This window comes from Pseudomonas sp. 8AS (genome assembly GCF_902506505.1).
Classification (GTDB): Bacteria; Pseudomonadota; Gammaproteobacteria; order Pseudomonadales; family Pseudomonadaceae; genus Aquipseudomonas.
On the sequence record NZ_LR733406.1, the window covers coordinates 14105 to 38639 of the forward strand.

25 protein-coding genes are annotated in these 24535 nt (G+C 68.1%); 12 read left to right on the top strand and 13 right to left on the bottom strand.

The annotated features are described in order from the left end of the window. Positions 1-219 precede the first annotated feature (219 nt). From GV001_RS00055 to GV001_RS00075, 5 genes are all read left to right on the top strand, one after another. Complete coding sequence (locus tag GV001_RS00055; protein WP_160076889.1) at positions 220-591, top strand: DUF3302 domain-containing protein; 372 nt, start codon at positions 220-222, stop codon at positions 589-591. A 3-nt stretch (positions 592-594) separates the two neighbouring features. Further along, positions 595-1554 (top strand): HlyD family secretion protein, encoded by a 960-nt coding sequence (locus tag GV001_RS00060; RefSeq protein WP_160076891.1) that lies wholly within the window; start codon positions 595-597, stop codon positions 1552-1554. 130 nt (positions 1555-1684) lie between these two features. Beyond that, positions 1685-3493 (top strand): ATP-binding protein, encoded by a 1809-nt coding sequence (locus GV001_RS00065; protein WP_160076893.1) that lies wholly within the window; start codon positions 1685-1687, stop codon positions 3491-3493. Next, complete coding sequence (locus GV001_RS00070; RefSeq protein WP_160076895.1) at positions 3490-4866, top strand: sigma-54 dependent transcriptional regulator; 1377 nt, start codon at positions 3490-3492, stop codon at positions 4864-4866. The genes GV001_RS00065 and GV001_RS00070 overlap by 4 nt, the downstream gene beginning before the upstream one ends. Before the next feature lie 176 nt (positions 4867-5042). Then, the gene (locus tag GV001_RS00075; protein WP_160076897.1) at positions 5043-6926 is read left to right on the top strand and encodes a beta-ketoacyl synthase; all 1884 of its coding nucleotides are present in this window, start codon (positions 5043-5045) and stop codon (positions 6924-6926) included. A gap of 75 nt (positions 6927-7001) precedes the next feature. Here GV001_RS00075 and GV001_RS00080 read toward each other — a convergent pair whose 3' ends face one another. From GV001_RS00080 to nudE, 3 genes are all read right to left on the bottom strand, one after another. Next, positions 7002-7451, bottom strand: coding sequence for a thioesterase domain-containing protein (locus GV001_RS00080; protein ID WP_160076899.1), 450 nt, complete (start codon positions 7449-7451; stop codon positions 7002-7004). A gap of 85 nt (positions 7452-7536) precedes the next feature. Then, positions 7537-8358 (bottom strand): 3'(2'),5'-bisphosphate nucleotidase CysQ, encoded by an 822-nt coding sequence (gene cysQ, locus GV001_RS00085; protein WP_160076901.1) that lies wholly within the window; start codon positions 8356-8358, stop codon positions 7537-7539. Further along, positions 8355-8921 (bottom strand): ADP compounds hydrolase NudE, encoded by a 567-nt coding sequence (nudE, locus tag GV001_RS00090; protein WP_160076903.1) that lies wholly within the window; start codon positions 8919-8921, stop codon positions 8355-8357. The genes cysQ and nudE overlap by 4 nt, the downstream gene beginning before the upstream one ends. 107 nt (positions 8922-9028) lie before the next feature. Here nudE and yrfG point away from each other — a divergent pair, with 107 nt between their 5' ends. Then, complete coding sequence (gene yrfG / locus GV001_RS00095) at positions 9029-9715, top strand: GMP/IMP nucleotidase (RefSeq protein ID WP_160076905.1); 687 nt, start codon at positions 9029-9031, stop codon at positions 9713-9715. A 154-nt stretch (positions 9716-9869) separates the two neighbouring features. Beyond that, positions 9870-10328, top strand: coding sequence for a YMGG-like glycine zipper-containing protein (locus tag GV001_RS00100; protein ID WP_160076907.1), 459 nt, complete (start codon positions 9870-9872; stop codon positions 10326-10328). 52 nt (positions 10329-10380) lie between these two features. Here the strand turns inward: GV001_RS00100 and GV001_RS00105 are convergent, their stop codons facing one another. The 5 genes from GV001_RS00105 to GV001_RS00125 form a co-directional block, all read right to left on the bottom strand. Further along, on the bottom strand, positions 10381-11724 hold the full coding sequence (locus tag GV001_RS00105) for a DUF1329 domain-containing protein (protein ID WP_160076909.1): 1344 nt from the start codon (positions 11722-11724) through the stop codon (positions 10381-10383). Between the two features lie 152 nt (positions 11725-11876). After that, positions 11877-12596 carry a tRNA (guanosine(46)-N7)-methyltransferase TrmB gene (trmB, locus tag GV001_RS00110; protein WP_160076911.1) on the bottom strand — a complete coding sequence of 240 codons (720 nt, stop codon included), beginning with the start codon at positions 12594-12596 and terminating at the stop codon, positions 11877-11879. A 9-nt stretch (positions 12597-12605) separates the two neighbouring features. Continuing rightward, positions 12606-13397 carry a thiazole synthase gene (locus tag GV001_RS00115; RefSeq protein WP_160076913.1) on the bottom strand — a complete coding sequence of 264 codons (792 nt, stop codon included), beginning with the start codon at positions 13395-13397 and terminating at the stop codon, positions 12606-12608. 20 nt (positions 13398-13417) lie between these two features. Next, entirely contained in the window at positions 13418-13618 is a 201-nt protein-coding gene (gene thiS / locus GV001_RS00120; RefSeq protein ID WP_160076915.1) for a sulfur carrier protein ThiS, read from the bottom strand. A gap of 122 nt (positions 13619-13740) precedes the next feature. Beyond that, positions 13741-14112 carry a DUF423 domain-containing protein gene (locus GV001_RS00125; protein WP_160076917.1) on the bottom strand — a complete coding sequence of 124 codons (372 nt, stop codon included), beginning with the start codon at positions 14110-14112 and terminating at the stop codon, positions 13741-13743. Between the two features lie 70 nt (positions 14113-14182). Between GV001_RS00125 and mtgA the strand changes: the two genes are divergently transcribed. Further along, positions 14183-14920, top strand: coding sequence for a monofunctional biosynthetic peptidoglycan transglycosylase (gene mtgA, locus GV001_RS00130; RefSeq protein WP_160076918.1), 738 nt, complete (start codon positions 14183-14185; stop codon positions 14918-14920). A 219-nt stretch (positions 14921-15139) separates the two neighbouring features. On the opposite strand, the gene rpoH is transcribed toward mtgA, so the two are convergent. The 4 genes from rpoH to ftsY form a co-directional block, all read right to left on the bottom strand. Beyond that, positions 15140-15994 (bottom strand): RNA polymerase sigma factor RpoH, encoded by an 855-nt coding sequence (gene rpoH / locus GV001_RS00135; protein WP_160076920.1) that lies wholly within the window; start codon positions 15992-15994, stop codon positions 15140-15142. A 112-nt stretch (positions 15995-16106) separates the two neighbouring features. Then, positions 16107-17114: a permease-like cell division protein FtsX gene (gene ftsX, locus GV001_RS00140; RefSeq protein WP_160076922.1), complete on the bottom strand. Its 1008-nt coding sequence runs from the start codon at positions 17112-17114 to the stop codon at positions 16107-16109. Continuing rightward, positions 17114-17782 carry a cell division ATP-binding protein FtsE gene (ftsE, locus tag GV001_RS00145; RefSeq protein WP_160076924.1) on the bottom strand — a complete coding sequence of 223 codons (669 nt, stop codon included), beginning with the start codon at positions 17780-17782 and terminating at the stop codon, positions 17114-17116. Before ftsE ends, ftsX begins: the two co-directional genes overlap by 1 nt. Then, positions 17779-19341: a signal recognition particle-docking protein FtsY gene (gene ftsY, locus GV001_RS00150; protein WP_160076926.1), complete on the bottom strand. Its 1563-nt coding sequence runs from the start codon at positions 19339-19341 to the stop codon at positions 17779-17781. Before ftsY ends, ftsE begins: the two co-directional genes overlap by 4 nt. Before the next feature lie 138 nt (positions 19342-19479). On the opposite strand from ftsY, the gene GV001_RS00155 reads away from it, so the two are divergent. Genes GV001_RS00155 through rsmD form a run of 3 tightly spaced genes read left to right on the top strand, consistent with a single transcriptional unit; the run spans position 19480 to position 22915 of the window. Beyond that, positions 19480-20847: a pitrilysin family protein gene (locus GV001_RS00155; protein ID WP_160076928.1), complete on the top strand. Its 1368-nt coding sequence runs from the start codon at positions 19480-19482 to the stop codon at positions 20845-20847. Continuing rightward, positions 20844-22319 carry a pitrilysin family protein gene (locus GV001_RS00160; protein ID WP_160076930.1) on the top strand — a complete coding sequence of 492 codons (1476 nt, stop codon included), beginning with the start codon at positions 20844-20846 and terminating at the stop codon, positions 22317-22319. The genes GV001_RS00155 and GV001_RS00160 overlap by 4 nt, the downstream gene beginning before the upstream one ends. Then, positions 22319-22915 (top strand): 16S rRNA (guanine(966)-N(2))-methyltransferase RsmD, encoded by a 597-nt coding sequence (gene rsmD, locus GV001_RS00165; protein ID WP_160076932.1) that lies wholly within the window; start codon positions 22319-22321, stop codon positions 22913-22915. The genes GV001_RS00160 and rsmD overlap by 1 nt, the downstream gene beginning before the upstream one ends. Here rsmD and GV001_RS00170 read toward each other — a convergent pair. Next, positions 22909-23313, bottom strand: coding sequence for a ribonucleotide reductase subunit alpha (locus GV001_RS00170; protein ID WP_160076934.1), 405 nt, complete (start codon positions 23311-23313; stop codon positions 22909-22911). The genes rsmD and GV001_RS00170 overlap by 7 nt on opposite strands. 207 nt (positions 23314-23520) lie before the next feature. Between GV001_RS00170 and GV001_RS00175 the strand changes: the two genes are divergently transcribed. Continuing rightward, entirely contained in the window at positions 23521-24513 is a 993-nt protein-coding gene (locus GV001_RS00175; RefSeq protein WP_160076936.1) for a hydrolase, read from the top strand. Positions 24514-24535 lie beyond the last annotated feature (22 nt).

The window sequence follows — 24535 nt, forward strand, 5'->3', positions numbered from 1 at the left end:
TGCCCCCCCGGTGCCGACCCCATCTTCGACGACTCGGGCTCAGCGCAAGGTGGCCTTTTTCGTTTATGCCTCCGCACACCGGCAGTCCATGCGCCCATCCCCCAGCCGGGATGCGCTGCGTTGCCGGTATTTGACGCGAGTCAAGCCAAGCCCTCTCGCCACCCATCGAGCCAGCTGTTAGCCTCAGGGCTCGGCGACTCACTGGGAGCGAGACAAGGAATGCTGGATTACATAGCGCTGGGCATACTGATTCTTGTGGCAATCATTCTGTTCTACGGGGTGATCGCCATCCACGACATTCCCTACGAGATAGCCGTGCACCGCAAGCATCCGCAGCAGGATGCGATTCTCGTCGCCGGCTGGGTCAGCCTGTTCACCCTGCATGTGATCTGGCCGTTTCTGTGGATCTGGGCAACCCTGTACCGCGAGGACCGTGGCTGGGGCTTCTCGACCACGACGCCGACCCAGGAGTCGCGCCTGCAGGCCCTGGAACAGGAACTCGGCGAACTCAAGGCCCGCCTGGCCGCCAGCGAGGCACCACCACCAGCGAGCGCCGAAACGGCACCGCCTGCGCCACAACAGGAGGTTTGAACCATGGACCTCTTGCTGATCCTTACCTACACCGCCATCTGCGTGGTCATCTTCAAGGTCTTCAGGATTCCGCTGACCAAGTGGACCGTACCGACTGCCGTGCTCGGCGGCATCGTGCTGATCGGCACGCTGATTTTCCTGATGAACTACAACCACCCCTATTCCGAGGTGTCGCGCAGCTACTTCGTCAGCACCCCGATCGTGCCGGCGGTGAGCGGCCAGGTGATCGAGGTGCCGGTCAGCGGCAACGTGATCCTGAACAAGGGCGACGTGCTGTTCCGCATCGACCCGACGCCGTTCGAGAATCGCGTCAAGTCGCTCAAGGCCCAGCTGGTTTCGGCCAGGGCCGATCTGTATCGCGCCAGCGAACTGGCCAAGCGCAACCTGGGCAATCGCCGCGACGTCGATGTCTTCAACGCCCGCGTCGATGACCTGCAGGCCCAGCTCAACATCGCCCAGTTCGACCTGGACAACACAGTGGTGCGCGCACCCTCGCGCGGCTATGTGACCCAGGTTGTGCTGCGCCCCGGGGTCTATGCGGTGAAGATGCCGCTGCGCCCGGCCATGGTCTTCGTGCCCCAGGAAGACTACGTCTACGTCGCCTGGATGCGGCAGAACAGCCAGCTGCGCCTGAGCACAGGCGATGAGGCAGAAATCGCCTTCGACGGGCTGCCTGGCAAGGTCTTCAAGGCCAAGGTGAAGATGGTCCTGCCGGTCATCGCCGAAGGCCAGGTACAACCCAGCGGCAACCTGGTGGCCTACACCGGCTCGCCACCCGCCGGGCGCGTGCCGGTACTGCTGGAAGTGACCGATCCGGAGTTCGAGCAGTATCGCGACCTCATGCCGGGCGGCGCCTATGGTCAGGCAGCGCTGTATACCGAGCACTTTCACCACGTGGCGGTGATGCGCAAGATCCTCCTGCGCATGGCGGCCTGGATGAACTACATCTTCCCCTTCCACTGATCGCCGCCCTCTAGGGTCTGTTGTCCCTTGGTGCCCCATGCCATTTCGCCGCTCGCCAGCACGAGCGGCGGATGCCGTGGAATGACCTCATTCGAGGCATAATGGCCCTGACCCTCAGGCGCAGTGCAGCATGACCCCGATCCCGACACCCCGCCGCCCGCGTTGGCGCAGCCTGGCCTTGCTGGCCCTGCTGCTGGCGCCCCTGCTCTGGCCGTTGCAGCAGCTGGCCGAGCGCTACTACCGTGACGAGCTGATCGAGCAGAACCGCCAGACCCTCGACCTGTACGTGGCCAACCTGCTCGGAACCCTGCGCCGCTTCGAGGTACTGCCACCGGTGCTCGGCGACCTGCCGGACCTGCGCGGCGCGCTGCTGAAGCCAGACGATAGCGCGGCGCTGGACAAGGCCAACCTGCTGCTCAAACGCGTGCGCGAGCAGACCGGCGCCGACGTGATCTACCTGCTGGACGCCCAGGGGGTGACCCGCGCCGCCTCCAACCACGACCAGGCCGACAGCTTCATCGGTCGCAACTTCACCTTCCGCCCCTACTACCAGGCCGCCAGCGAGGGTCGCCTGGGGCGCTTCTTCGGCCTCGGCACCACCTCGGGCAAGCGCGGCTACTACTTCGCCGCCGGGGTGCGCGAGGGCGAACGGCGCCTCGGCGTGCTGGTACTCAAGGTCGACCTCGACTACACCGAGCGGCTGTGGGGCAAGACCCCCGAGCAACTGCTGGTGACCGACAGCAACGGCGTGGTCATCCTCACCTCCAACCCGGACTGGCGTTTTCGTGCCAGCCGGCCACTGACCGGGGAGGAACTGACCCGCATCGCTGCCGACCAGCCCTACCCGACCCAGCAACCACAGCCGCTGCAGCTGGAGCCGAAGGCCTGGCTGATGCAGAGCCGCGAGCTGGCCGAAACCGGCTGGACGGTGAGCATCCTCGCCCCGCGCGGCCAGGTCGAACGCCCGGTGCGGACCGTGCTGGCCATCGGCGGCGCCAGCCTGCTGACCCTGCTCGCCCTGCTCGGCCTGCTGCTGCAGCGCCGCCGTCACTACATCGAGCGCATTGCCCTGGACGCCCGCGCCAAGCGCGAGCTGGAAATCCGCGTGCTGGAACGCACCCGCGAGCTGGAAAGCCTCAACAACCGCCTCAAGGACGAGGTGCTGGAACGCGAGCAGGCCCAGCAGGAGCTGCTGCGCACCCAGGACGACCTGGTCCAGGCCGGCAAGCTGACGGCGCTGGGCACCATGAGCGCGAGCATCAGCCACGAGCTCAACCAGCCGCTGGCGGCGATCCGCAGCTACGCCGACAACGCCGGCGTGCTGCTCGACCACCAGCGCACCGAGGAGGCCCGCGGCAACCTCAAGCAGATCAGCGAGCTGACCGGGCGCATGGCCTCGATCATCGCCCACCTGCGCGCCTTCGCCCGGCGCGATAGACACGCGCCGGAAAGCGTGGCTCTGCAACCGGCCCTGGACGACGCCCTGGCCCTGCTGGCCAAGCGCCGGCGAGCGCTGGAGGTGGAGCTGATCCGCGACCTGCCGGAAGCCACCCTGTGGGTGCAGGCCGGCGAAACCCGCCTGCGCCAGGTGCTCGGCAACCTGCTGGCCAACGCCCTCGACGCGCTCGGCGAGAAGGCGCCGCCGCGGCGCCTGTGGCTGAGTGCCGCAAGCACGCCGGAGGGCGTCAACCTGGTCCTGCGCGACAATGGCCCGGGGTTTTCCGCCCAGGCCCTGGAGCACGCCCGCGAGCCCTTCTTCACCACCAAGACCAGCACCCAGGGCCTCGGCCTCGGCCTGGCCATCTGCGAGACGCTGATGCGCGCCCTGGGCGGCGAGCTGCTGCTGGCCAACCACCCCGACGGTGGCGCGCTGGTCACCCTGAGCCTGCGCCATGCCACGCCCGGCGCCAACCTTGAGCCACCCGAGGAGTTTTCATGAGCCGAGCCATCGACAGCCGCATCCAGGTCCTGCTGATCGACGACGATGCCCATCTGCGCCAGGCTCTCAGCCAGACCCTCGACCTGGCGGGCTTCCGCGTGGAAACCCTGGCCGACGCCCAGGGCGTGGCGCAGCGCATCCCGGCCGACTGGCCCGGCGTGGTGGTCAGCGATATCCGCATGCCCGGCCTCGACGGCCTGCAGTTGCTGCAGCAGCTGCATGCACAGGACGGCGAGCTGCCGGTGCTGCTGATCACCGGCCACGGCGACGTGCCGCTGGCGGTACAGGCCATGCGCGCCGGGGCCTACGACTTCCTGGAAAAGCCCTTCGCCAGCGACGCCCTGCTCGACAGCGTGCGCCGCGCCCTCGAGGTGCGCCGCCTGGTGCTGGACAACCGCAGCCTGCGCCTGGCCCTGGCTGACCGCAGCCAGCTCGGTGCGCGCCTGCTCGGCCAGTCGCCGGCCATGCTGCGCCTGCGCGAGCAGGTCGGCGCCCTGGCGGCGATCAACAGCGATGTGCTGATCCTCGGCGAGACCGGCGCCGGCAAGGAGGTGGTGGCGCGCGCGCTGCACGACCTGTCCGCACGCAAGAAGGGCCCGTTCGTCGCCATCAACGCCGGCGCCCTGGCCGAATCGGTGGTCGAGAGCGAGCTGTTCGGCCACGAGCCGGGCGCCTTCACCGGCGCGCAGAAACGCCGCATCGGCAAGTTCGAGTTCGCCAACGGCGGCACCCTGTTCCTCGACGAGATCGAGAGCATGAGCCCGGACGTGCAGGTCAAGCTGCTGCGCCTGCTGCAGGAGCGGGTGGTCGAGCGCCTCGGCGGCAACCAGCTGATCCCCCTGGATATCCGGGTGATCGCCGCGACCAAGGAAGACCTGCGCCAGGCCGCCGACCAGGGCCGCTTCCGCGCCGACCTGTATTACCGGCTGAACGTCGCCCCGCTGCGCATCCCGCCGCTGCGCGAGCGCGGCGAGGACATCCTGCTGCTGTTCCAGCACTACGCCGACAGCGCCAGCAGCCGCCACGGCCTGCCCACGCGCAGCCTGCAGGCCGGGCAGCGCGCCCTGCTGCTGGGGCACAACTGGCCGGGCAACGTGCGCGAACTGCAGAATGCCGCCGAGCGTTTCGCCATCGGCCTGGAGCTGGGCCTGGAGCAGCCGGGCGGCAGCATGCCGGGCAGCAGCAGCGGGCAGAGCCTCGGCGAGCAGGTGGAGGCCTACGAGCGCGCGCTGATCAGCGCGGAAATGCACAAGCCGCACAACTCCCTGCGCAGCCTCGCCGAAGCCCTCGGCATCGCCCGCAAGACCCTGCACGACAAGCTGCGCAAGCACGGCCTGGAGTTCGCCGGCAGCGCTGCCGACGAGCCTGACTGAAGCCCCTGGGCGTGACTCGACAGTCACCATCTGCGTCATTCAGGTATCCCGATTCATTTGAGTCGCCACCCGGCATTGCCGTATGGCCCGTGGAGCCTGTTGCCGCCGTCTAGTCACCGGCAACTGCGCACCCAGCGGCCACCCGTGCGACAGGTCGATTGCAGGAGTTCCGAGTGATGTCTCGACTACCCGTCATTGTGGGTTTCGGCGGTTATAACGCCGCGGGCAGAAGTTCCTTCCACCATGGCTTCCGCCGCACCGTGCTGGAAACCCTGGATGCCGCCGCCCGCCAGCAGACCCTGGCCGGCCTGGCCGTGATGATGAAGCTGGTGCAGGTGATCGACGGCCAGTACCACAGCCTGGCCGGCGCCCCGCTGAGCCTGGCCGAGATCGAGGCCGAGCATGCCGAGGCGATCCTCGCCGGCACCCTGGTGCGGCGCATCGAGAAACGCCACCTGGATGTCGACGCGGCCCACTGGCAGAAGAACCTGCAGGTCAGCCAGGCCCAGTTCACCACCCTGCGCAAGCAGCTGCCCGAGCCGCTGCCGGCCAACTGGAGCGTCGAGGAACTGGACGAGCAGCAGGTGCGGGTGACCCTGCACGACAGCTGCGAGTTCAAGGTCGACAGCTACCGCGCCCTGGCGGTGAAGTCCGCCGGCCAGCTGCCCAGCGGCTTCGAGCCGGGCGAGCTGTACCACTCGCATTTCCACCCGCGCGGCCTGCAGCTGGCGGTGACCGGCGCCACCGATGCGCTGCGCTCGATCGGCCTGCCCTGGCAGCAGATCGTCGACCAGGTCAGCCCCGACGAGATCGCCGTGTTTGCCGGCAGCCTGATGAGCCAGCTCGACGACAACGGCTTCGGCGGCATGCTGCAATCGCGCCTCAAGGGCGGCCGGGTCACCGCCAAGCAGTGCCCGCTGGGCCTCAACAGCATGCCGGCGGACTTCATCAACGCCTATGTGCTGGGCAGCGTCGGCACCACCGGCAGCGTCACCGGCGCCTGCGCCACCTTCCTCTACAACCTGCAGAAGGCCATCGAGCAGATCGCCAGCGGCAAGGCGCGGGTGGCCCTGGTCGGCAACAGCGAAGCGCCGATCACCCAGGAGTGCATCGACGGCTACGGCGCCATGGGCGCGCTGGCCACCGAAGAGGGCCTGCGCAAGGTCGGCGGCCAGGAGCAGGTGGACTTCCGCCGCGCCAGCCGGCCGTTCGGCGACAACTGCGGCTTCACCCTGTCCGAATCGGCGCAGTTCGTCGTGCTGATGGACGACGAGCTGGCCCTGCAGCTGGGCGCCGACATCCACGGCGCGGTGCCGGACGTGTTCATCAATGCCGACGGCTTCAAGAAGTCGATCTCCGCCCCCGGCCCCGGCAACTACCTGACCCTGGCCAAGGCCGTGGCCAGCGCCGCGCAGCTGGTCGGCAGCGACGGCGTGCGCCTGCGCAGCTTCGTCCACGCCCACGGCTCCAGCACCCCGGCCAACCGGGTCACCGAATCGGAACTGCTCGACCGGGTCGCCGCCGCCTTCGCCATCGAGCAATGGCCGGTCACCGCGGCCAAGGCCTTCGTCGGCCACTCCCTGGCCAGCGCCAGCGCCGACCAGCTGATCGCCGCCCTCGGCACCTTCCGCTACGGCATCCTGCCCGGCCTGAAGACCATCGACCGGGTGGCCGACGACGTGCATCGCCAGCACCTCAGCCTGGACACCCACGACCGCCAGCTGGACAACCCGGAAGTCTGCTTCATCAACTCCAAGGGCTTCGGCGGCAACAACGCCACCGGCGTGCTGCTGGGCCCGCAGGTGGCCGAACGCATGCTGCGCAAGCGGCATGGCGAGGCCGCGTTCGCTGCCTGGCAGGCCAAGCGCGAGCACACCCGCGCCGCCGCCGCGGCCTACGACCGGCAGGCCCTGCTCGGCCAGTTCGACATCCTCTACAACTTCGGCCATGACCTGATCGACGACCGCCAGCTGCAGTTCAGCGCCGAGGGCATCCGCGTGCCGGGCTTCGCCCAGCCGCTGTCGTACCGCCAGGACGAGCGCTACAGCGACATGCTGTAAGCACGCGATCCGTAGGGTGCGCCATGCGCACCAGCAAGCCCATGCGAGCCCCTGGTGCGCCCTACGCCAGCGGCTTCAGCGGTGCAGCACGTACTGGCCGCTGAAGCGCACCGCCTCGGCCCCGTCCACCAGAATGCGGCTATGCAGGCTGATGCGGGCCAGGCCGCGGCGCTGGTAGAGGGCGAGGAACTTGTCCCACTGCGCGGCGGGCGGCGCGGCGCAAACCGCCAGGGCGTCGCCCAGCACCGGCTCGCGGTAATCGATCTGCCCCTGCTGGATGACGATATGGCCATCGGTCACCCCGGCCTCGCGCAGGCGTAGGTGCAGCCAGCCCCAGCCGGCCAGCACGGCACCGCAATACAGGCTGCCACCGAACATGCTGCTCTTGTGGTTGAGGTTGGCCGCCAGCGGCAGGCTCAGGCGCAGTTCACTGCCATCCCAGCCGGACACGCCCAGGCCGAGGGCCTGGGTCAGGGGGATGTCCTGGTGCAGCAGGTGCTCCAGGTAGGCACTTTGGTCTTTCATGCTCGGGGTCCGTTTCAACGCGGCGGGCTATGCCTTTGTTTTAACACAGCCCACCAGCCGCGCAGCAGCCCCCGACCCAGGGCCCTCAGTCGAGGGCGCGGGCCAGCTGCACCAGTTCGGCGCGCCAGGCGGCGGCCTGCGGCAGGCTGAGGAAGGATGGGTTGAGATAGCTTTCGCGCGCCTCGTAGGTCAGCGCCGCGCCCTTGAGGTCGAGCACCTCGCCGCCGGCGCCTTCCAGCACGCCCTGGGCCGCCGCCGTATCCCACTGCGAGGTCGGCGCCAGGCGCGGGTAGCAGTCGGCGCTGCCTTCGGCGAGCAGGCAGAACTTCAGCGAGCTGCCGACGCTGGCCAGCTGCAGGTCACCGAAACGTTCGCTCAGGCCTTCCAGCAGGCGCTCCTGGGCGGGGCTGGAGTGGCGCTTGCTGGCGACCACGGTGAAGGCCTCGGCCGGGGCCACGCGCACGCTGATCGCCGCCGGCTCGCCGCCTGCCTCCGCGCGCCACGCGCCCAGGCCGGCGCCGCCATAGTAGTAGCGGCCGGTGGCCGGGATGCCGACCACACCGAACACCACCCGGCCATGCTCGATCAGCGCCACGTTGACGGTGAACTCCTCGCTGCCGGCAATGAATTCCTTGGTGCCGTCCAGCGGGTCGACCAGCCACCAGCGCTGCCAGGCGGCGCGCTCGGCGAAGGCGATCGCGCTGTCTTCCTCGGACAGCACCGGCACCTGCGGCGCCAGCGCCAGCAGGCCGTCGGCGAGGATATGGTGGGCGGCCAGGTCGGCGGCCGTCACCGGCGAGGCGTCGGCCTTCTCGGTCACCGCCACGTCATTGCGCCAATGCGGCAGGATCGCCTGGCCCGCGCGCTGCACCAGGGCGATCACCGCCGGCAGATAGGGATGGCTCACAGGCGAAACTCTCCACGTTGGCTCAACAGGTCACGGACCAGGTACAGGGCGGCCAGAGCACGCCCCTCGCTGAATTGCGGGTGCTGCACCAGGCTGCTCAGCTCGCGCAGGCCGATCTGGTCGACCCGCAGCGGCTCGGGCTCGTCGCCCGGCAGGCTTTCTTCGTAGAGGTCACGGGCCAGCACCACCTGGATCTTCTGGCTCATGTAGCCGGGCGACAGGCTCAGCTCGGCCACCCACTCCAGCTGGCGGGCGCCGAAGCCGGCCTCTTCCTTGAGTTCGCGATTGGCCGCTTCGAGCACATCTTCGCCCGGCTCGATCAGCCCCTTGGGCAGCGACAGCTGGTAGTCGTCGGTGCCGCCGCAGTATTCCTCGACCAGCACCGCATGCTCGCCATCGAGCATCGCCACCACCATCACCGCGCCATAACCGGCGCCCTTGCCGACCAGCCGCTCGTAGGTGCGCAGGGCGCCGTTGGCGAAGCGCAGCTGCAGCTCCTCGACGCGGAACAGGCGGCTGCTCGCAACGATCTCGCGGGCCAGCACGACAGGTTTCTCACGCATGGGATCACTCCTTGAAACGAACGGGTATCATACCCCGGCCATCACGATTGTCCGTGGTGGATATTGCACCGCGCACGCCCGTTCACCCTTTCACGCCAGAATCCGCCATGCCCCTGCTGCCCTGGACCGACATCGACAGCGTTCTGCTGGACATGGACGGTACCCTGCTCGACCTGCACTTCGACAACCACTTCTGGCTGGAGCACCTGCCGCAGCGCTACGCCGAACTGCACGGCATCGACCGGGCCACCGCCGAGGCCGAGCTGCTGCCGCTGTTCCAGCAGCACGCCGGCAAGCTGAGCTGGTACTGCACCGACTTCTGGAGCCGCGAGCTGAATCTGTCGGTGCGCGACCTCAAGCGCGAAGTGGCGCACCTGATCGCCCTGCGCCCGGCTGCCGACACCTTCCTCGCGGCCCTGCGCGCCGCCGGCAAGCGGGTGGTGCTGATCACCAACGCACACCGCGATTCGCTGTCGCTGAAGCTGGAGCGGGTCGAGCTGGCACCCTACTTCGACCGCCTGATCAGCTCCCACGACTATGGTTTCCCCAAGGAAGACCAGCAGTTCTGGTTCGCCCTGCAGCAGGAATTCCCCTTCGAGCCGGCGCGCAGCCTGTTCATCGACGACAGCCTGCCGATCCTGCGCAGCGCCCGCCAGTTCGGTGTCGGCCACCTGCTGGCAATCCGCCAGCCGGACAGCCGCAAGGCGGCCAGGGACACCGAGGAGTTCGCCGCGGTCGAGGATTACCGCCAGCTCTGCGCCGGGCTCGAGGCTGCAGGCAGGGCGCCGGGCTAGGTTCGGCAGACCACGGGCGAGCCACGCGGTTCGCCGCCTGCGCGGATATTTTCGCGCCCCGCGACAGCCCTCGCAGCCCCGACAGGCGGCGCTTGCCCCGGGCGCTGACGCTGGCAAGATGCGCCCGCGTATTTCCCCTCAGAGGTCTGTAGTCATGAAGTATTCCTCGTTGTTGCTGCTGTCCCTCGCCCTGGCCAGCGCCGGCGCCCTGGCCGGCAACACCGAAGCCGGTGTCGGCGGCGCCCTGGGTGGCGTGCTCGGCTCAGTGGTCGGCCAGCAGGTCGGCGGTGATACCGGCGCCGCCATCGGTGCCGGTCTCGGCGGCGCCGCCGGCAGCGCGGTCGGTGCCGACAAGCGCAGCCGCACCGAAGCGGCGATTGGCGGCGGCCTCGGCGCTGCCGGCGGCAACGTGATCGGGCAGAAAGTGGGTGGCGACACCGGCGGCCTGATCGGCGCCGCGGTCGGTGGCGGCGCCGGCGGCGCCCTGGGCAACCAGTACGGCGGCGATGACGGCGACCACGGCGATGGCCGTCGGCGCTACTACAGCGACGACCATCACCATCACGGCAAGCGCCACAAGAAGCACAAGCACCACCACGGTCACGACGACTGATCGACAGACACAAAAAAGCCCGCGACTGCGGGCTTTTTTGTCGGCGCCGGGATCAGATCCCTTCGCGGCGCAGCGCGGCGGCGGTGAAGTCGCCCTTGCTCAGCTTGACGTTGAAGTCGTACATCGGCTCGTTGTTGTCCAGGCCGTCGACGAAGTAGCGGTCGCCCTTGAAGTCGTAGATGGTCTCCAGGGTGCTGATGAACGCCGGCACTTCGTAGTAGCTGATCGGATGGGCTTCCTGCAGGCCGATCAGCTCGCCGCTCTTGTCGTAGAGGTCGACGGCGAGGATCTGCCAGCTGTCCTCGTCCAGGTAGAAGCGGCGCTTGGCATAGGGGTGGCTGTGGCCCTTGCGCAGATTGGCCTCGACCACCCACACGCGGTGCAGCTCGTAGCGCAGCAGCTCGGGGTTGACGCTCTTCTCCTGGAGGATCTTCTCGTAGGGGATGCCCTTCTGGTGCACGGAGTAGCTGTTGTAGGGCATGAGCATTTCCTGCTTGCCCACCAGCGTCCACTCGTAGCGGTCCGGCGCGCCATTGTAGGCGTCGACCACGTCGGCGGTGGCCATGCCGTTGGTGTCCGGCTGCAGGGAGTCGTAGGCGAGCATCGGCAGGCGGCGCACGCGGCGCTCGCCGCGGCTGAAGCGCCAGGCCTTGCGGATGGCCAGGACCTGGTCGAGGGTCTCCTGCACCACCAGGGAGGAGCCGGCCAGCTTGCTCGGCGCGGTCACCACGTACTTGTAGAAGAACAGGGTGTTGTCCAGCTCGCCCGGGGTCATGCCCTCACGACCATACACCGAGAGCAGGTCACGCTCGCGCTTGAGCAGGATGTAGCTGCCGCTGTTGAGCACTGCGGCCTGGTTGGTGACCATGCGCGCCTGGTCGCCACGGTAGCGCATGATGTGGTTCCAGATTGCCTCGGTGCCGTTCTGCGGGAAGGGGAACGGGATGCCGGCGACCGCGCCTTCGACGCCGTTGCCACCGGAGATCAGGCCGGCGTTGCTGGCGTTGTAGCGGGTCGCGTCATAGATGCGCTGCGGCGAGGCGGCACTGCGGTGGGTCGGGAACACGCGCAGGAAGTAGCCGGGATGATCTTCCAGCAGCTTCTGGAAACCCGGTGCCAGCAGGGCCTTGTATTGCGCCTGGTTGCTGGCGTCGACGCGGTACAGCTGGGCGTCGCCGGCATAGGGATCGGGGTGGTGCATGCCCGGCTGGTAGCTTGCCGGCGGAGTGGCCAGGCCGCCGTCCCAGGCCGGGATGGTGCCGGCGGCATTGGCTGCGCGCTCGCCGCCGAGCGGCGTCAGATCTTGCCCGAGACGGGCGGCCTGGGCGGCATCGACCCGCGCCTGGGCGGGCAGCGCGGCGGCTGCCAACAGCAGAATTGCAATGGTTCTCAACACAGCGATCTCCTCGCGCCACGTCGTACGTGGCGCTGTTCTTTTTCTGTAGCCAGTGTAGGCCGCACTTGCAGATAGCTATCGGGTGAGGTGAAACGCCGTCCTGGCGCCGGGTGGTCCCGGTCGGTTTTGCCCTGCTCCACAGGGGTGTTGAATCAGTCGATGCGCTGGAACTTGAGATCCCAGACACCGTGGCCGAGGCGCTCGCCGCGGCGTTCGAACTTGGTCACCGGGCGCTCGCTCGGGCGCTCCACGCAACGGCCGTCGGCCGCCAGGTTGCGGTAGCCGGGGGCCACGTTCAGCACTTCCAGCATGTGTTCGGCATACTGTTCCCAGTCGGTGGCCATGTGCAGCACGCCGCCGATCTTCAGCTTCTGCCGTACCAGCTCGGCAAAGGCCGGCTGGACGATGCGGCGCTTGTGGTGACGCGACTTGTGCCAGGGGTCCGGGAAGAACAGCAGCAGGCGATCGAGGCTGGCATCGGCCACGCAATCGCGCAGCACTTCCAGGGCATCGCAGCTGTACACGCGGATGTTGCTGAGGTTCTGCGTGAGCATGCCGTTGAGCAGGGCGCCGACGCCCGGTTTGTGTACTTCCACGCCAATGAAGTCCTGCTCGGGGGCGGCCGCGGCCATCTCCAGGGTGGCATGGCCCATGCCGAAGCCGATCTCGAAGGTGCGCGGCGCGCTGCGGCCGAACACCTGGTCGAAATCGCGCAGGCCATCCTCCAGCTGCAGGCCGAATTTCGGCCAGCCCAGATCGAGGCCGCGCTGCTGGCCTTCGGTCATGCGCCCGGAGCGCATGACGAAACTCTTGATGCCGCGGTGCGGACGCTCGACTGCGCCGTCTTCGACCGGCTCGACTACTTCACTCATCGGATTCTCTTACTTGATCAGGCCATCCAGCGGCGACGAGGCGCTGGCATAGAGCTTCTTCGGCATGCGCCCGGCCAGGTAGGCCATGCGTCCGGCGATGATCGCGTGCTTCATCGCCGCGCCCATCAGCACCGGGTTCTGCGCATGGGCGATGGCGCTGTTCATCAGCACCGCCTCGCAGCCCAGTTCCATGGCGATGGTGGCGTCGGATGCGGTGCCCACGCCGGCATCCACCAGCACCGGCACCTTGGCCTCTTCGAGGATGATGCGCAGGTTGTAGGGGTTGCAGATGCCCAGGCCGGTGCCGATCAGGCCGGCCAGCGGCATCACCGCGATGCAGCCCATCTCGGCCAGCTGGCGGGCGATGATCGGGTCGTCGCTGGTGTACACCATCACGTCGAAGCCGTCCTTGACCAGCACTTCGGCGGCCTTGAGGGTCTCGATCACGTTGGGGAACAGGGTCTTCTGGTCGGCCAGCACTTCCAGCTTGACCAGCTGGTGGCCGTCGAGCAGCTCGCGGGCCAGGCGGCAGGTGCGCACGGCTTCGGCGGCGTCATAGCAGCCGGCGGTATTGGGCAGGATGGTGTAGCGCTTGGGGTCGATCACGTCGAGCAGGTTGGGCTCGCCCGGGTTCTGCCCGATATTGGTCCGGCGCACGGCCACGGTGACGATCTCGGCGCCCGAGGCCTCGATGGCCAGGCGGGTTTCCTCGAGATCCTTGTACTTGCCGGTGCCCACCAGCAGGCGCGACTCGTAGGTACGCCCGGCCAGGGTGAATGGCTTGTCGATGATGGCGCTCATGGCAACTCCTCGCGGGCGGACTAGCCGCCGCCGATGGCGTGGACGACTTCCAGCTGGTCGCCGTCGTGCAGGACCGTGGCGGCATGCTGGCTGCGCGGCACTATGTCCAGGTTGAGTTCGACTGCCACCCGCTTGCCGGTCAGTTGCATGCGCACGAGCAGCTCGGCGACGGTTGCGCCAGCGGGCAGTTCGAAAGATTCGCCGTTCAACTGGATAAACATGGCTGGGCAGTCAAAACATGAAAGGGTCGGCATTCTAGCCCGATCACCGACAGTGACCAAGGTAAAAGGACGCCATTCATCTGCATGATAGCGCCGCCAACCGCCCCGCTATCGGCCGCAGGTCAGGCCGCACGCCAGGCCGCCAGGCCCAGGCACAGCCAGCCGGCGAGAAAGGCCAGACCACCCAGCGGGGTGATCATGCCGAGCTTGCCGATACCGCTGAGGGTCAGCAGATAGAGGCTGCCGGAGAACAGCACAATGCCCAGGGCGAACATGCTGCCGGCCGCCTGCAGCAGGCCGCTCGGCAGGCGTTGCAGCAGCAGCGCCACACCGAACAGGGCCAGCGCGTGGATCAGCTGGTAATGCACGCCGGTCTGGAACACCGCCAGGTACTCGGCGCTCAGGCGCGCCTTCAGGCCGTGGGCGGCGAAAGCCCCCAGCGCCACCCCGGTAAAACCGGCGAAGGCCGCCAACAACAGAAAGACTCGTGACATGATTCACTCCCGGTCAAACCCAATGCGGCCGCTATAATGGCCCGCCCACTCCCTTCGGCCAAGCCAGCCCATGCTCCGTCGCCTGTTTCGCCGCCTGTCCACACTGCTGCTCTGGTTCGCCGTCGGTTCGGCGCTGCTGGTGCTCGCCCTGCGCTGGATCGATCCGCCGGGCACGGCGCTGATGGTCGAGCGCAAGATCGAGTCCTGGATCGACGGCCAGCCGATCGACCTGCAGCGCAGCTGGCGCCCCTGGCAGGAACTACCGGACGACCTGAAGATCGCGGTGATCGCCGCCGAGGACCAGAAGTTCGCCGAGCACTGGGGCTTCGACCTGGCCGCCATCCAGCAGGCCTTGGCGCACAACGGCAACGGCGGCACCCTGCGCGGCGCCAGCACCATCAGCCAGCAGGTGGCGAAGAACCTGTTTCTCTGGTCCGGCCGCAGCTGGCCGCGCAAGGCCCTGGAGGCCTGGTTCACCGGCCTGATCGAGCTGCTCTGGCCGAAGCAGCGGATTCTCGAGCTGTACCTCAACAGCGTCGAATGGGGCGACGGCGTGTTCGGCGCGGAAGCCGCCGCACGCCACCACTTCGGCCGCGGCGCGCCCTACCTGTCACGCCAGCAGGCCAGCCTGCTGGCCGCCGTGCTGCCCAACCCGCGCGCCTGGAACCCGCGCCGCCCGGGGCCGCACGTGAGCCGCCGGGCCAACTGGATCCGCCAGCAGAGCTACCAGCTGGGCGGCAGCCACTACCTCAACCAGATCGCCCGGCCGCTGCCGGACTGGTGGCCGCAGTGGCTGCCACGCCCCTGAGGCGCAGATTCCACAGAGCTGATCGCTGAGGCGCCGTGGCCCTGCCTAAGGCGCACCGGCGCACCGCCAACCCCGCGCGGGTCTGCGGTGCGCACGACGCACGCCCCCAGGTGTAGGCATCAAGCGGCCAGAACATGCAGTGCGGCGCGCGCAACCCTCAACAGAAAAACCGGGCAGAAAAAAGCCGCACCTGGGTGCGGCTTTCTCGAAGCACAGTACTTAAGCCTGAATCGAGCCTTTCAGCTTGTTCATGGCGTTCTTCTCCAGCTGACGGATACGCTCGGCGGAGACGTTGTACTTGGCCGCCAGGTCATGCAGGGTGGCCTTTTCCTCGGCCAGCCAGCGCTGGTAGAGGATGTCGCGGCTGCGCTCGTCCAGGCCTTCCAGGGCTTCGTGCAGGCCGGCACTGGAACTGTCGCTCCAGTCGGCGTCTTCCAGCTGGCGGGCCGGGTCGTAGCGATGGTCTTCCAAGTAATGCGCCGGCGACTGGAAGGCGCTGTCGTCATCGTCATCGGCAGCCGGGTCGAAGGCCATGTCGTGGCCCGACAGGCGGCTTTCCATCTCGCGCACTTCGCGCGCCTCGACGCCCAGGCTCTCGGCCACGGCGTGCACTTCATCGTTGCTCAGCCAGGCCAGACGCTTCTTCTGGCTGCGCAGGTTGAAGAACAGCTTGCGCTGCGCCTTGGTGGTGGCGACCTTGACGATGCGCCAGTTGCGCAGGATGAATTCGTGGATCTCGGCCTTGATCCAGTGCACCGCGAAGGACACCAGGCGCACGCCCATTTCCGGGTTGAAGCGCTTGACCGCCTTCATCAGGCCGACGTTGCCTTCCTGGATCAGGTCGGCCTGGGCCAGGCCGTAACCGGAGTAGCTGCGAGCGATATGCACGACGAAGCGCAGGTGGGCCAACACCATCTGCCGGGCGGCCTCGAGATCCTGATGATAGAAGAGGCTGCCGGCCAGCTCGCGCTCCTGCTCGGGGGTCAGCAAGGGAATGCTGTTCACCGCGTGCACGTAGGCCTCCAGGTTTGCACCGGGAACCAGGGCATGGACAGGTTGCAGGGCTGTGGTCATGAAAAACCTCCAACTTTCAAAGCGGCCAGCAGTTTAGCACTGCGGCCTGTGACTGCAAGACCCTGGAAAAGTTCCCTTACAGTCTAAGAAATACAATAAAAACAACAACTTACTATCTTGGCGCAAGTTCACTCAGGTGTCGGGCGACGGCCAGCCAGGCGCCAATATAGCCCAACAGCACGGCGCCGAGCAGCAGCGACAGGGCATCGTCGGCCGGCACTCCGGCCAGGGCGAAGTCGCTGCCGTACAGCCCGGCCAGGCGCACCACCGCGGCGTTCAGCCAGTCCAGGCCGAAGGCCAGCACGGCCCAGGCCAGCAGGCCGGCGCCGACGCCATACAGCGCCCCCATATAGAGGAAGGGCCGACGCACGTAGCCATCGGTGCCACCGACCAGCTTGATCACCTCGATCTCGCTGCGGCGGTTCTCGATATGCAGGCGGATGGTATTGCCGATCACCAGGAGCAGGGCCAGCACCAGCAGCAGGGTCAGGCCGAAGACGAAGTGCTGGCCGAGCTTGAGGATCGCCGACAGGCGCTCGACCCACTGCAGGTCGAGCTGCGCCTGCTGCACCCCGGGCATTTCCGAGAGGTTCTGGCGCAGCGCTTCCAGGGTCGGCTTGTCGACTTCCCTGGGCGTCACCACCACCACGCCGGGCAGCGGATTGTCCGGCAGCTCGCGCAGGGCCTCGCCGAGGCCGGACTGCTGCTGGAAGTCGGCCAGGGCCTGTTCGCGGCTGATCCACTCGGCACTGGCCACATCGCCCATGCCGGCGATCTCGTCGCGCAGCTGCTGGCCGGCGGCATCGCTGGTCTCCAGCTGCAGGTACAGGGAAATCTGCGCGGCGCGCTGCCAGGAGCCGCCGAGGCGCTCGACGTTGTCCAGCAGCAGCGACAGGCCCATCGGCAGGGACAGGGCAATCGCCATCACCAGACAGGTGAAGAAGCTGCCGATCGGCTGGCGAGCCAGGCGGCGCAGGCTGTCGAGCAGGCTGCTGCGGTGGCTTTCCAGCCAGGCGTGCAGCAGGGTGGCGAAATCCGGGCCATGATCGACCGGTTTATCGGCCTTGGCCTTGACCGCACCGACCCGTTCGGCGGCCTTGGGGTTGCGTTGTTCGCTCATCAGCTGGCCTCTCCGTCGCCGATCAGGCGGCCGCGTTGCAGGGTCAGCATGCGGTGGCGCATGCGCGCGATCAGCGACAGGTCGTGGCTGGCGATCAGCACCGTGGTGCCCAGGCGGTTGATGTCTTCGAACACGCCCATGATCTCGGCTGCCAGGCGCGGATCGAGGTTGCCGGTGGGTTCGTCCGCCAGCAGCAGGGCCGGGCGGTGCACCACGGCACGGGCGATGCCGACGCGCTGCTGCTGGCCGGTGGACAGGTCGGCCGGCGACTGCTCGGCCTTGTCGCTCAGGCTGACGCGTTCCAGGGCGGCGCCGACGCGCTTGCTGATCTCCTCCTTGGACAGGCCGAGGATCTGCAGCGGCAGGGCGACGTTGTTGAACACGCTGCGGTCGAACAGCAGCTGGTGGTTCTGGAACACCACGCCGATCTGCCGGCGCAGGAAGGGAATCTGTGCATTGGTGATGGTCGACAGGTCCTGCCCGGCCAGCAGCAGCTTGCCGGTGGTCGGCCGCTCCATCGCCAGCAGCAGGCGCAGCAGGGTCGACTTGCCGGCGCCGGAGTGGCCGGTGACGAAGAGGAACTCGCCGCGGCGCACGCGGAAACTCAGTTCGTGCAACCCGACATGGCCGTTGGGATACCGCTTGCCGACCTGCTCAAAGCGAATCATGCGCGCTCCTTCTCCGCAAACAGGGCCTGGACGAAGTCCTGCGCGACGAAGGTGCGCAGGTCGTCGATGCCTTCGCCGACGCCGATATAGCGGATCGGCAAGCCGAACTGCTTGGCCAGGGCGAAGATCACCCCGCCCTTGGCGGTGCCGTCCAGCTTGGTCAGGGCCAGGCCGGTGAGGGCCACGGTCTGGTGGAACTGCTTGGTCTGGTTGATGGCGTTCTGCCCGGTGCCGGCGTCCAGCACCAGCAGCACTTCGTGGGGCGCCGTCTCGTCCAGCTTGCCGATCACCCGGCCGACCTTCTTCAGTTCTTCCATCAGGTTGTCTTTGGTGTGCAGGCGCCCGGCCGTGTCGGCGATCAGCACGTCGATGCCGCGGGCCTTGGCCGCTTGCACCGCATCGAAGATCACCGAGGCAGAGTCGGCGCCGGTGTGCTGGGCGATCACCGCGATGTTGTTGCGCTCACCCCACACCTGCAGCTGCTCGACGGCAGCGGCGCGGAAGGTGTCGCCGGCGGCCAGCATGACCTTCTTGCCCTCGCCCTGCAGCTTCTTGGCCAGCTTGCCGATGGTGGTGGTCTTGCCCACCCCGTTCACGCCGACCACCAGGATCACGTAGGGCTGCTTGCCGCTGTCGACCAGCAGCGGCTTCTCCACCGGCGCCAGCAGGCCGGCCAGCTCTTCCTGCAGCGCCTTGTACAGCGCATCGCTGTCGGCCAGTTCCTTGCGCGCCACGCGCTTGGTCAGGCTCTGCACGATGGCGGTGGTCGCCTCGACGCCGACGTCGGCCAGCAGCAGGCGGGTTTCCAGTTCGTCGAGCAGGTCGTCGTCGATCGCCTTCTTGCCGAGGAACAGGCTGGCCATGCCCTCGCCTAGGCTGGCGCTGGTCTTCGACAGACCCTGCTTGAGCCGGGCGAACCAGCCGCCCTGGTTGTCACCGGGCTTGTTCTGTTCCAGCTGCGGTGCCGGCTCGGGCTCGACCGGCAGCACGACTTCGGCTACCGGCTCGTGCACGGCATGGGTGACTTCGGCGCCGGCATTGATACGGAAGCGCGAGAAGGCCGGCCGGGCTGGCTCGCCGGCGGCGGGAGCAGCGGCGGCGACTGGCGTGGAGGCTGGAGCAACAGGCGCGGCGGCGGCGACACTCGGTTCAGGCGCAATGCTGGCCGGCACCTCGGCAACCGGGGCGGGGACGACTTCGACCGGCACAGGCGCTGCAACGGGCTCAACCTGGGGAGTGACGGCCTGCAGTTCGACAGGTGCCGCGGGCGGCACGGCGGCGACCTCCACCGCTGCTGGCGCGGCAACCGGTGCTGCAGCGGCCTCGAGCGGCACAGTCGGGGCTACAGGCTCGACGACAGGCGCAGTCGACGCACTCGTCACTTCGACGGGCACAGCGGGTGCCGTAGTCTCTTCCGTAGTCGCGGCAGGCGCCGCCGGCGTCGGCTCATCCTGCGGCTTCTTGCGCAGCCAGCCGAACAGCGATTTCTTCTCCCCGGCCTCGGCCGGAGCCTTGCCAGCCGGGGCTGGCGACTTCTTGTCGTCGTTGGAACCAAACATGGGTCGTTTGTATCTCAAATGAGCCGCGCAACAGGCTGCAACAGCCACCGCGCCGCCCCGGAAAAGGATGGGGTATCCTAGCACCTCTTCGCCCGCCGGCGGTACGACCGCCCGGGCTGTCCGACAGGTCCCGAATCAATGAATCGACTCGCCCGCCGCTGCGCCGGCCTGCTATTGACTGTCTTGTGCGCGCCACCGGCCCTGCACGCCGCCGAAAGCCAACCGACCCACGAGTTCAAACTGGCCAACGGCCTCAAGGTCGTGGTCCGCGAGGACCACCGTGCCCCCGTGGTGGTCTCCCAGCTCTGGTACAAGGTCGGCTCCAGCTACGAGACGCCCGGGCAGACCGGCCTGTCCCACGCCCTCGAACACATGATGTTCAAGGGCAGCCGCAAGCTCGGCCCCGGCGAGGCCTCGCGCATCCTGCGCGAGCTCGGCGCCGAGGAAAACGCCTTCACCAGCGACGACTACACCGCCTATTACCAGGTGCTGTCGCGTGATCGCCTGGCCGTGGCCTTCGAGCTGGAGGCCGACCGCCTGGCCAGCCTCAAGCTGCCGGCCGACGAGTTCGCCCGCGAGATCGAGGTGATCAAGGAAGAGCGCCGCCTGCGCACCGACGACAAGCCCAGCGCCCTGGCCTACGAGCGCTTCAAGGCGATGGCCTACCCCGCCAGCGGCTACCACACGCCGACCATCGGCTGGATGGCCGACCTCGAGCGCATGAGCGTCGAGGAACTGCGCGCCTGGTACCAGACCTGGTACGTGCCGAACAACGCCACCCTGGTGGTGGTCGGCGATGTCGGCAAGGACGAGGTGCAGCAGCTGGCCGAACGCTACTTCGGCGCCATTCCCCAGCGTCCCGTGCCGGCGGCCAAGGCCCCGCGCGAGCTGGCCGAACCCGGCGAGCGGCGCCTCAAGCTACACGTGAAGACCCAGCTGCCGAGCCTGCTCTACGCGTTCAACGTGCCCGGCATGGCTACTGCCGCGGACGTGCGCGAGGTGCACGCCCTGCGCCTGATCAGCGCCCTGCTCGACGGCGGCTACAGCGGCCGCCTGCCGACCCGCCTGGAGCGCGGCGAGGAGCTGGTGTCCGGCGCGTCGTCCTGGTACGACGCCTTCGCCCGTGGCGACAGCCTGTTCATCCTCAGTGCCACCCCCAACGTGCAGAAAGGCAAGACCCTGGAGCAGGTGGAAGACGGCCTGTGGCGCCAGCTCGACGACCTCAAGCACAACCCGCCGAGCGCCGAGGAACTGCAACGGGTACGCGCCCAGGTGATCGCCGGCCTGGTCTACGAGCGCGACTCGATCACCAGCCAGGCCACCACCATCGGCGAACTGGAAACCGTCGGCCTGTCCTGGACCCTGATGGACCAGGACCTCGCCGCCCTGGAAGCGGTGACCGCCGCCGACATCCAGAAGGCCGCACAGACCTACTTCACCCGCACCCGCCTGAGCGTGGCCCATGTACTACCCGAGCAAGCCGCCATTGAAGGAGCCCAGCCATGAGTGAACGCAACGGTATGCGTTACGCCATCGTCGGTCTCATCACCCTGCTGCTGGTCGGCCTGCTGACCTTCATTGCCAGCCGCAGCGCCCAGGCGCCCGCGCCGGCCGCCGAAAGCGCCCAGCTGCAATCCCTGGCCGGCCTCAATGGCCAGGCCCTCAGCCGGCGCAACCTGGAGATCCAGACCTGGCAGACCGCCGAAGGCGCCAGGGTGCTGTTCGTCGAGGCGCGCCAGCTGCCGATGTTCGACCTGCGCCTGACCTTCGCCGCCGGCAGCAGCCAGGACAACGGCGTACCCGGCCTGGCCGCACTGACCAACGGCATGCTCAACGAGGGCGTGCCGGGCAAGGACGTCACCGCCATCGCCGAAGGCTTCGAGAGCCTGGGCGCCGAGTTCGGCAACGGCGCCTTCCGCGACATGGCCATCGCCAGCCTGCGCAGCCTCAGCGCCCCGTCGCAGCGTGAGCCGGCGCTTGAACTGTTCGAACAGGTGATCGGCCAGCCGAGCTTCCCCGAGGACTCCCTGGCGCGGATCAAGAACCAGCTGCTGGCCGGCTTCGAATACCAGAAGCAGAACCCGGGCAAGCTGGCCAGCATCCAGCTGTTCGAGCGCCTGTACGGCAGCCACCCCTACGCCCACCCCAGCGAAGGCACCGAGCAGTCCGTCCCGAGCATCAGCACCGCCCAGCTGCGCGCCTTCCACCAAAAGGCCTACGCCGCCGGCAACGTGGTGATCGCCCTGGTCGGCGACCTCTCCCGCGGCGAAGCCGAAGCCATCGCCGGCGAAGTCTCCGCCGCCCTGCCCAAGGGCCCGGCGCTGGCCAAGATCGCTCAGCCCGAGACGCCCAAGCCCGGCCTCAGTCACATCGAGTTCCCCTCGCAGCAGACTCACCTGCTGCTCGCCCAGCTCGGCATCGACCGGCGCAACCCGGACTACGCCGCCCTGACCCTGGGCAACCAGATCCTCGGTGGCGGCGGCTTCGGCACCCGGCTGATGGAGGAAGTGCGCGAGAAGCGCGGGCTGACCTACGGCGTGTATTCCGGCTTCAGCGCCATGCAGGCGCGCGGGCCGTTCATGGTCAACCTGCAGACCCGCGCCGAGCTGAGCGCGGGCACCCTCAAGCTGGTGCAGGACATCCTCGCCGACTACCTGGCCAACGGCCCGACGCAGAAGGAGCTGGACGACGCCAAGCGCGAAATGGCCGGCAGCTTCCCGCTGTCCACCGCGAGCAACGCCGATATCGTCGGCCAGCTCGGCGCCATGGGCTTCTACGACCTGCCGCTGACCTATCTGGAAGACTACATGGCCCAGGTGCAGAGTCTCAGTGTCGAGCAGGTGAAAACCGCCATGGCCAAGCACCTCGACCCGCAGGCCCTGGTGATCGTCACCGCCGGCCCGAGCGTGGCGCAGCAAGACCTGCCGCCCCCCACCGACAAACCTGCCGCGCCACCCGCCGGCATCCCGGAGCACTGATGCGCAAGCCCAGCAAGAAACCCGAACCGGCCGCCAGCGGCCAGCTGCGCATCATCGGCGGCGAGTGGCGCAGCCGCCAGTTCAGCTTCCCCATGGCCCACGGCCTGCGCCCGACGCCGAACCGGGTGCGCGAGACGCTGTTCAACTGGCTGGCGCCCTATGTCGCCGGCGCCCTGGTGCTGGACTGCTTCACCGGCAGCGGCGCGCTGTACCTGGAGGCCCTGTCGCGCGGCGCCAGCAGCGCCCTGGCCCTGGACAGCAACAGCAGCGCCATCGCCAGCCTGCGGCAGACCCTGGCCACACTGAAATGCACGAACGGCCAGCTGCTGCAGACCAACGCCCTGCAGTACCTGGAAGCCCAGCCGGCAACGCCCTACGACCTGGTCTTCCTCGACCCGCCGTTCGGCCAGGACCTGCTGGAGCCGGCCTGCGCCCTGCTCGAAGGCAAAGGCTGGCTGGCCAGGGACGCCTGGATCTACACCGAAAGCGAGGCGGCGCCCTCGACCCTGGCCCTGCCCGGCAACTGGCGCCTGCACCGCGAACAGAAGGCCGGCCAGGTGTATTACGCGCTGTGGCAGCGCGGCGCCACTCAGTAGAAGGCGACCGCCTGGCCGTCCCGGTCGAAGGCCAGGAAGTTGCCGATGCTGCCGCTCTCGATGGCCCCCACCATCATCTTCAGCGGCTGCTCGGCCTCGTCGGCGCTCGGCGCGATGCCGCCACGTCCGGACAGGCCCGCGGCAAACAGCAGATCCCAGGCGATGCCGGTACGCCCGGACTCGCCCAGCAGGGCGGCGAAATCGTCGATTTCCTCCGGCAACTTGTCGACGCACAGCACCGGCTGCAGCGAACCGCCCTGGCCCTCCTGAAAACGCTGGCGCTCCGCCTCCGTGGCATCCTCCGGCAATTGCGCGGCGACGAACACGAACAACAGACGCTGGGGCTCCGCCTGCCCCCGGGCAGCACTGAGCAAATCGGCAAACTGGGTGATATTCATCGCATGGCATTCCTGAGGGCAAAAAAGTTGAGCGAAAGCACAACCTGCACTGTAACCACTGCCGGCGACTTGACCATATCTCTTAAGACATAGATGCCGGGCCAGAGCGAGTGCCAGAGCGCTGCATTCAATCCATGCATAGTCCTTCTCTTTAGCGCGCCCAGGTTCTAGCCTGAATTCATGAGCCCTGTTGTTGTAGAGCCCGTCATGCCCAACTCCTTCCACGCCGCCTGGTGGCTGCGCAATCCGCACCTGCAGACCCTGTGGGGCTCGCTGTGCCGCAGCGCGCCGCAACTCGAGCGCACGCGTGAACGCCTGTGGCTGGAAGACGGCGACTTTCTCGACCTCGACTGGCATGACCCGCACCCGGCCAGTGCGCCGCTGGTGCTGGTGCTGCACGGGCTGACCGGCTCGTCCAGCTCGCACTACGTGCTCGGCCTGCAACAGCAGCTCGCCGCCCGCGGCTGGGCCAGCGTGGCGCTGAACTGGCGCGGCTGCTCGGGCGAACCCAACCTGCTGCCGCGCGGCTATCACTCGGGCGTCAGCGAAGACCTGGCGCGGGTGGTCCGCCACCTGCAGGCCCGGCGCCCGCAGGCGCCGCTGCATGCGGTGGGCTATTCGCTGGGCGGCAATGTGCTGCTCAAGTACCTGGGCGAAAGCGGCGCAGACTCCGGCCTGCAGGCGGCGGTGGCGGTCTCGGTGCCGTTTCGCCTGGACCACTGTGCCGAGCGCATCGACCAGGGCTTTTCCAAGGTCTACCAGGCGCACTTCATGCGCGAATTGATCGCGTACGTGCGCGACAAGCAGCAGCGCTTCAGCCAGGAAGGCCAGCACGAGCGCCTGGCCACCCTGGAGCGCCTGGGCCCGCTGCACGGCATGCGCACCTTCTGGGACTTCGACGGCCGCTTCACCGCACCGCTGCACGGCTATGCCGACGCCGCCGACTACTACCGGCGCGCTTCCAGCCGCTTCTACCTGGAGCAGATCCGCACGCCCGCCCTGATCATCCAGGCCGGCGACGACCCCTTCGTGTTTCGCCACAGCGTGCCCCGGGCCCACGAGCTGTCGGCCAGCACCCGCCTGGAACTGCACGCCCGCGGCGGCCACGTCGGCTTCATCGGCGGCTCGCCGGCGCAACCGGACTACTACCTGGAGCGGCGCATTCCGCAGTGGCTGCACGGGCTCAACCCGTCAGGCTGAGGCGCACCGCGACAGCACCAGC

Excerpts from the sequence above, each read along its gene's own strand:
- ftsX (WP_160076922.1), bottom strand. The coding sequence starts at position 17,114 with ATGAGCGAACAACGCAACCCCAAGGCCGCCGAACGGGTCGGTGCGGTC.
- GV001_RS00160 (WP_160076930.1), top strand. The coding sequence starts at position 20,844 with ATGAGTGAACGCAACGGTATGCGTTACGCCATCGTCGGTCTCATCACC.
- mtgA (WP_160076918.1), top strand. The coding sequence starts at position 14,183 with ATGCTCCGTCGCCTGTTTCGCCGCCTGTCCACACTGCTGCTCTGGTTC.
- trmB (WP_160076911.1), bottom strand. The coding sequence starts at position 12,596 with ATGAGTGAAGTAGTCGAGCCGGTCGAAGACGGCGCAGTCGAGCGTCCG.
- GV001_RS00080 (WP_160076899.1), bottom strand. The coding sequence starts at position 7,451 with ATGAAAGACCAAAGTGCCTACCTGGAGCACCTGCTGCACCAGGACATC.
- GV001_RS00055 (WP_160076889.1), top strand. The coding sequence starts at position 220 with ATGCTGGATTACATAGCGCTGGGCATACTGATTCTTGTGGCAATCATT.
- GV001_RS00060 (WP_160076891.1), top strand. The coding sequence starts at position 595 with ATGGACCTCTTGCTGATCCTTACCTACACCGCCATCTGCGTGGTCATC.
- ftsE (WP_160076924.1), bottom strand. The coding sequence starts at position 17,782 with ATGATTCGCTTTGAGCAGGTCGGCAAGCGGTATCCCAACGGCCATGTC.
- yrfG (WP_160076905.1), top strand. The coding sequence starts at position 9,029 with ATGCCCCTGCTGCCCTGGACCGACATCGACAGCGTTCTGCTGGACATG.
- ftsY (WP_160076926.1), bottom strand. The coding sequence starts at position 19,341 with ATGTTTGGTTCCAACGACGACAAGAAGTCGCCAGCCCCGGCTGGCAAG.
- rsmD (WP_160076932.1), top strand. The coding sequence starts at position 22,319 with ATGCGCAAGCCCAGCAAGAAACCCGAACCGGCCGCCAGCGGCCAGCTG.
- thiS (WP_160076915.1), bottom strand. The coding sequence starts at position 13,618 with ATGTTTATCCAGTTGAACGGCGAATCTTTCGAACTGCCCGCTGGCGCA.
- GV001_RS00070 (WP_160076895.1), top strand. The coding sequence starts at position 3,490 with ATGAGCCGAGCCATCGACAGCCGCATCCAGGTCCTGCTGATCGACGAC.
- GV001_RS00155 (WP_160076928.1), top strand. The coding sequence starts at position 19,480 with ATGAATCGACTCGCCCGCCGCTGCGCCGGCCTGCTATTGACTGTCTTG.
- GV001_RS00075 (WP_160076897.1), top strand. The coding sequence starts at position 5,043 with ATGTCTCGACTACCCGTCATTGTGGGTTTCGGCGGTTATAACGCCGCG.
- GV001_RS00175 (WP_160076936.1), top strand. The coding sequence starts at position 23,521 with ATGCCCAACTCCTTCCACGCCGCCTGGTGGCTGCGCAATCCGCACCTG.
- nudE (WP_160076903.1), bottom strand. The coding sequence starts at position 8,921 with ATGCGTGAGAAACCTGTCGTGCTGGCCCGCGAGATCGTTGCGAGCAGC.
- GV001_RS00065 (WP_160076893.1), top strand. The coding sequence starts at position 1,685 with ATGACCCCGATCCCGACACCCCGCCGCCCGCGTTGGCGCAGCCTGGCC.
- GV001_RS00170 (WP_160076934.1), bottom strand. The coding sequence starts at position 23,313 with ATGAATATCACCCAGTTTGCCGATTTGCTCAGTGCTGCCCGGGGGCAG.
- GV001_RS00115 (WP_160076913.1), bottom strand. The coding sequence starts at position 13,397 with ATGAGCGCCATCATCGACAAGCCATTCACCCTGGCCGGGCGTACCTAC.
- rpoH (WP_160076920.1), bottom strand. The coding sequence starts at position 15,994 with ATGACCACAGCCCTGCAACCTGTCCATGCCCTGGTTCCCGGTGCAAAC.
- GV001_RS00100 (WP_160076907.1), top strand. The coding sequence starts at position 9,870 with ATGAAGTATTCCTCGTTGTTGCTGCTGTCCCTCGCCCTGGCCAGCGCC.
- GV001_RS00125 (WP_160076917.1), bottom strand. The coding sequence starts at position 14,112 with ATGTCACGAGTCTTTCTGTTGTTGGCGGCCTTCGCCGGTTTTACCGGG.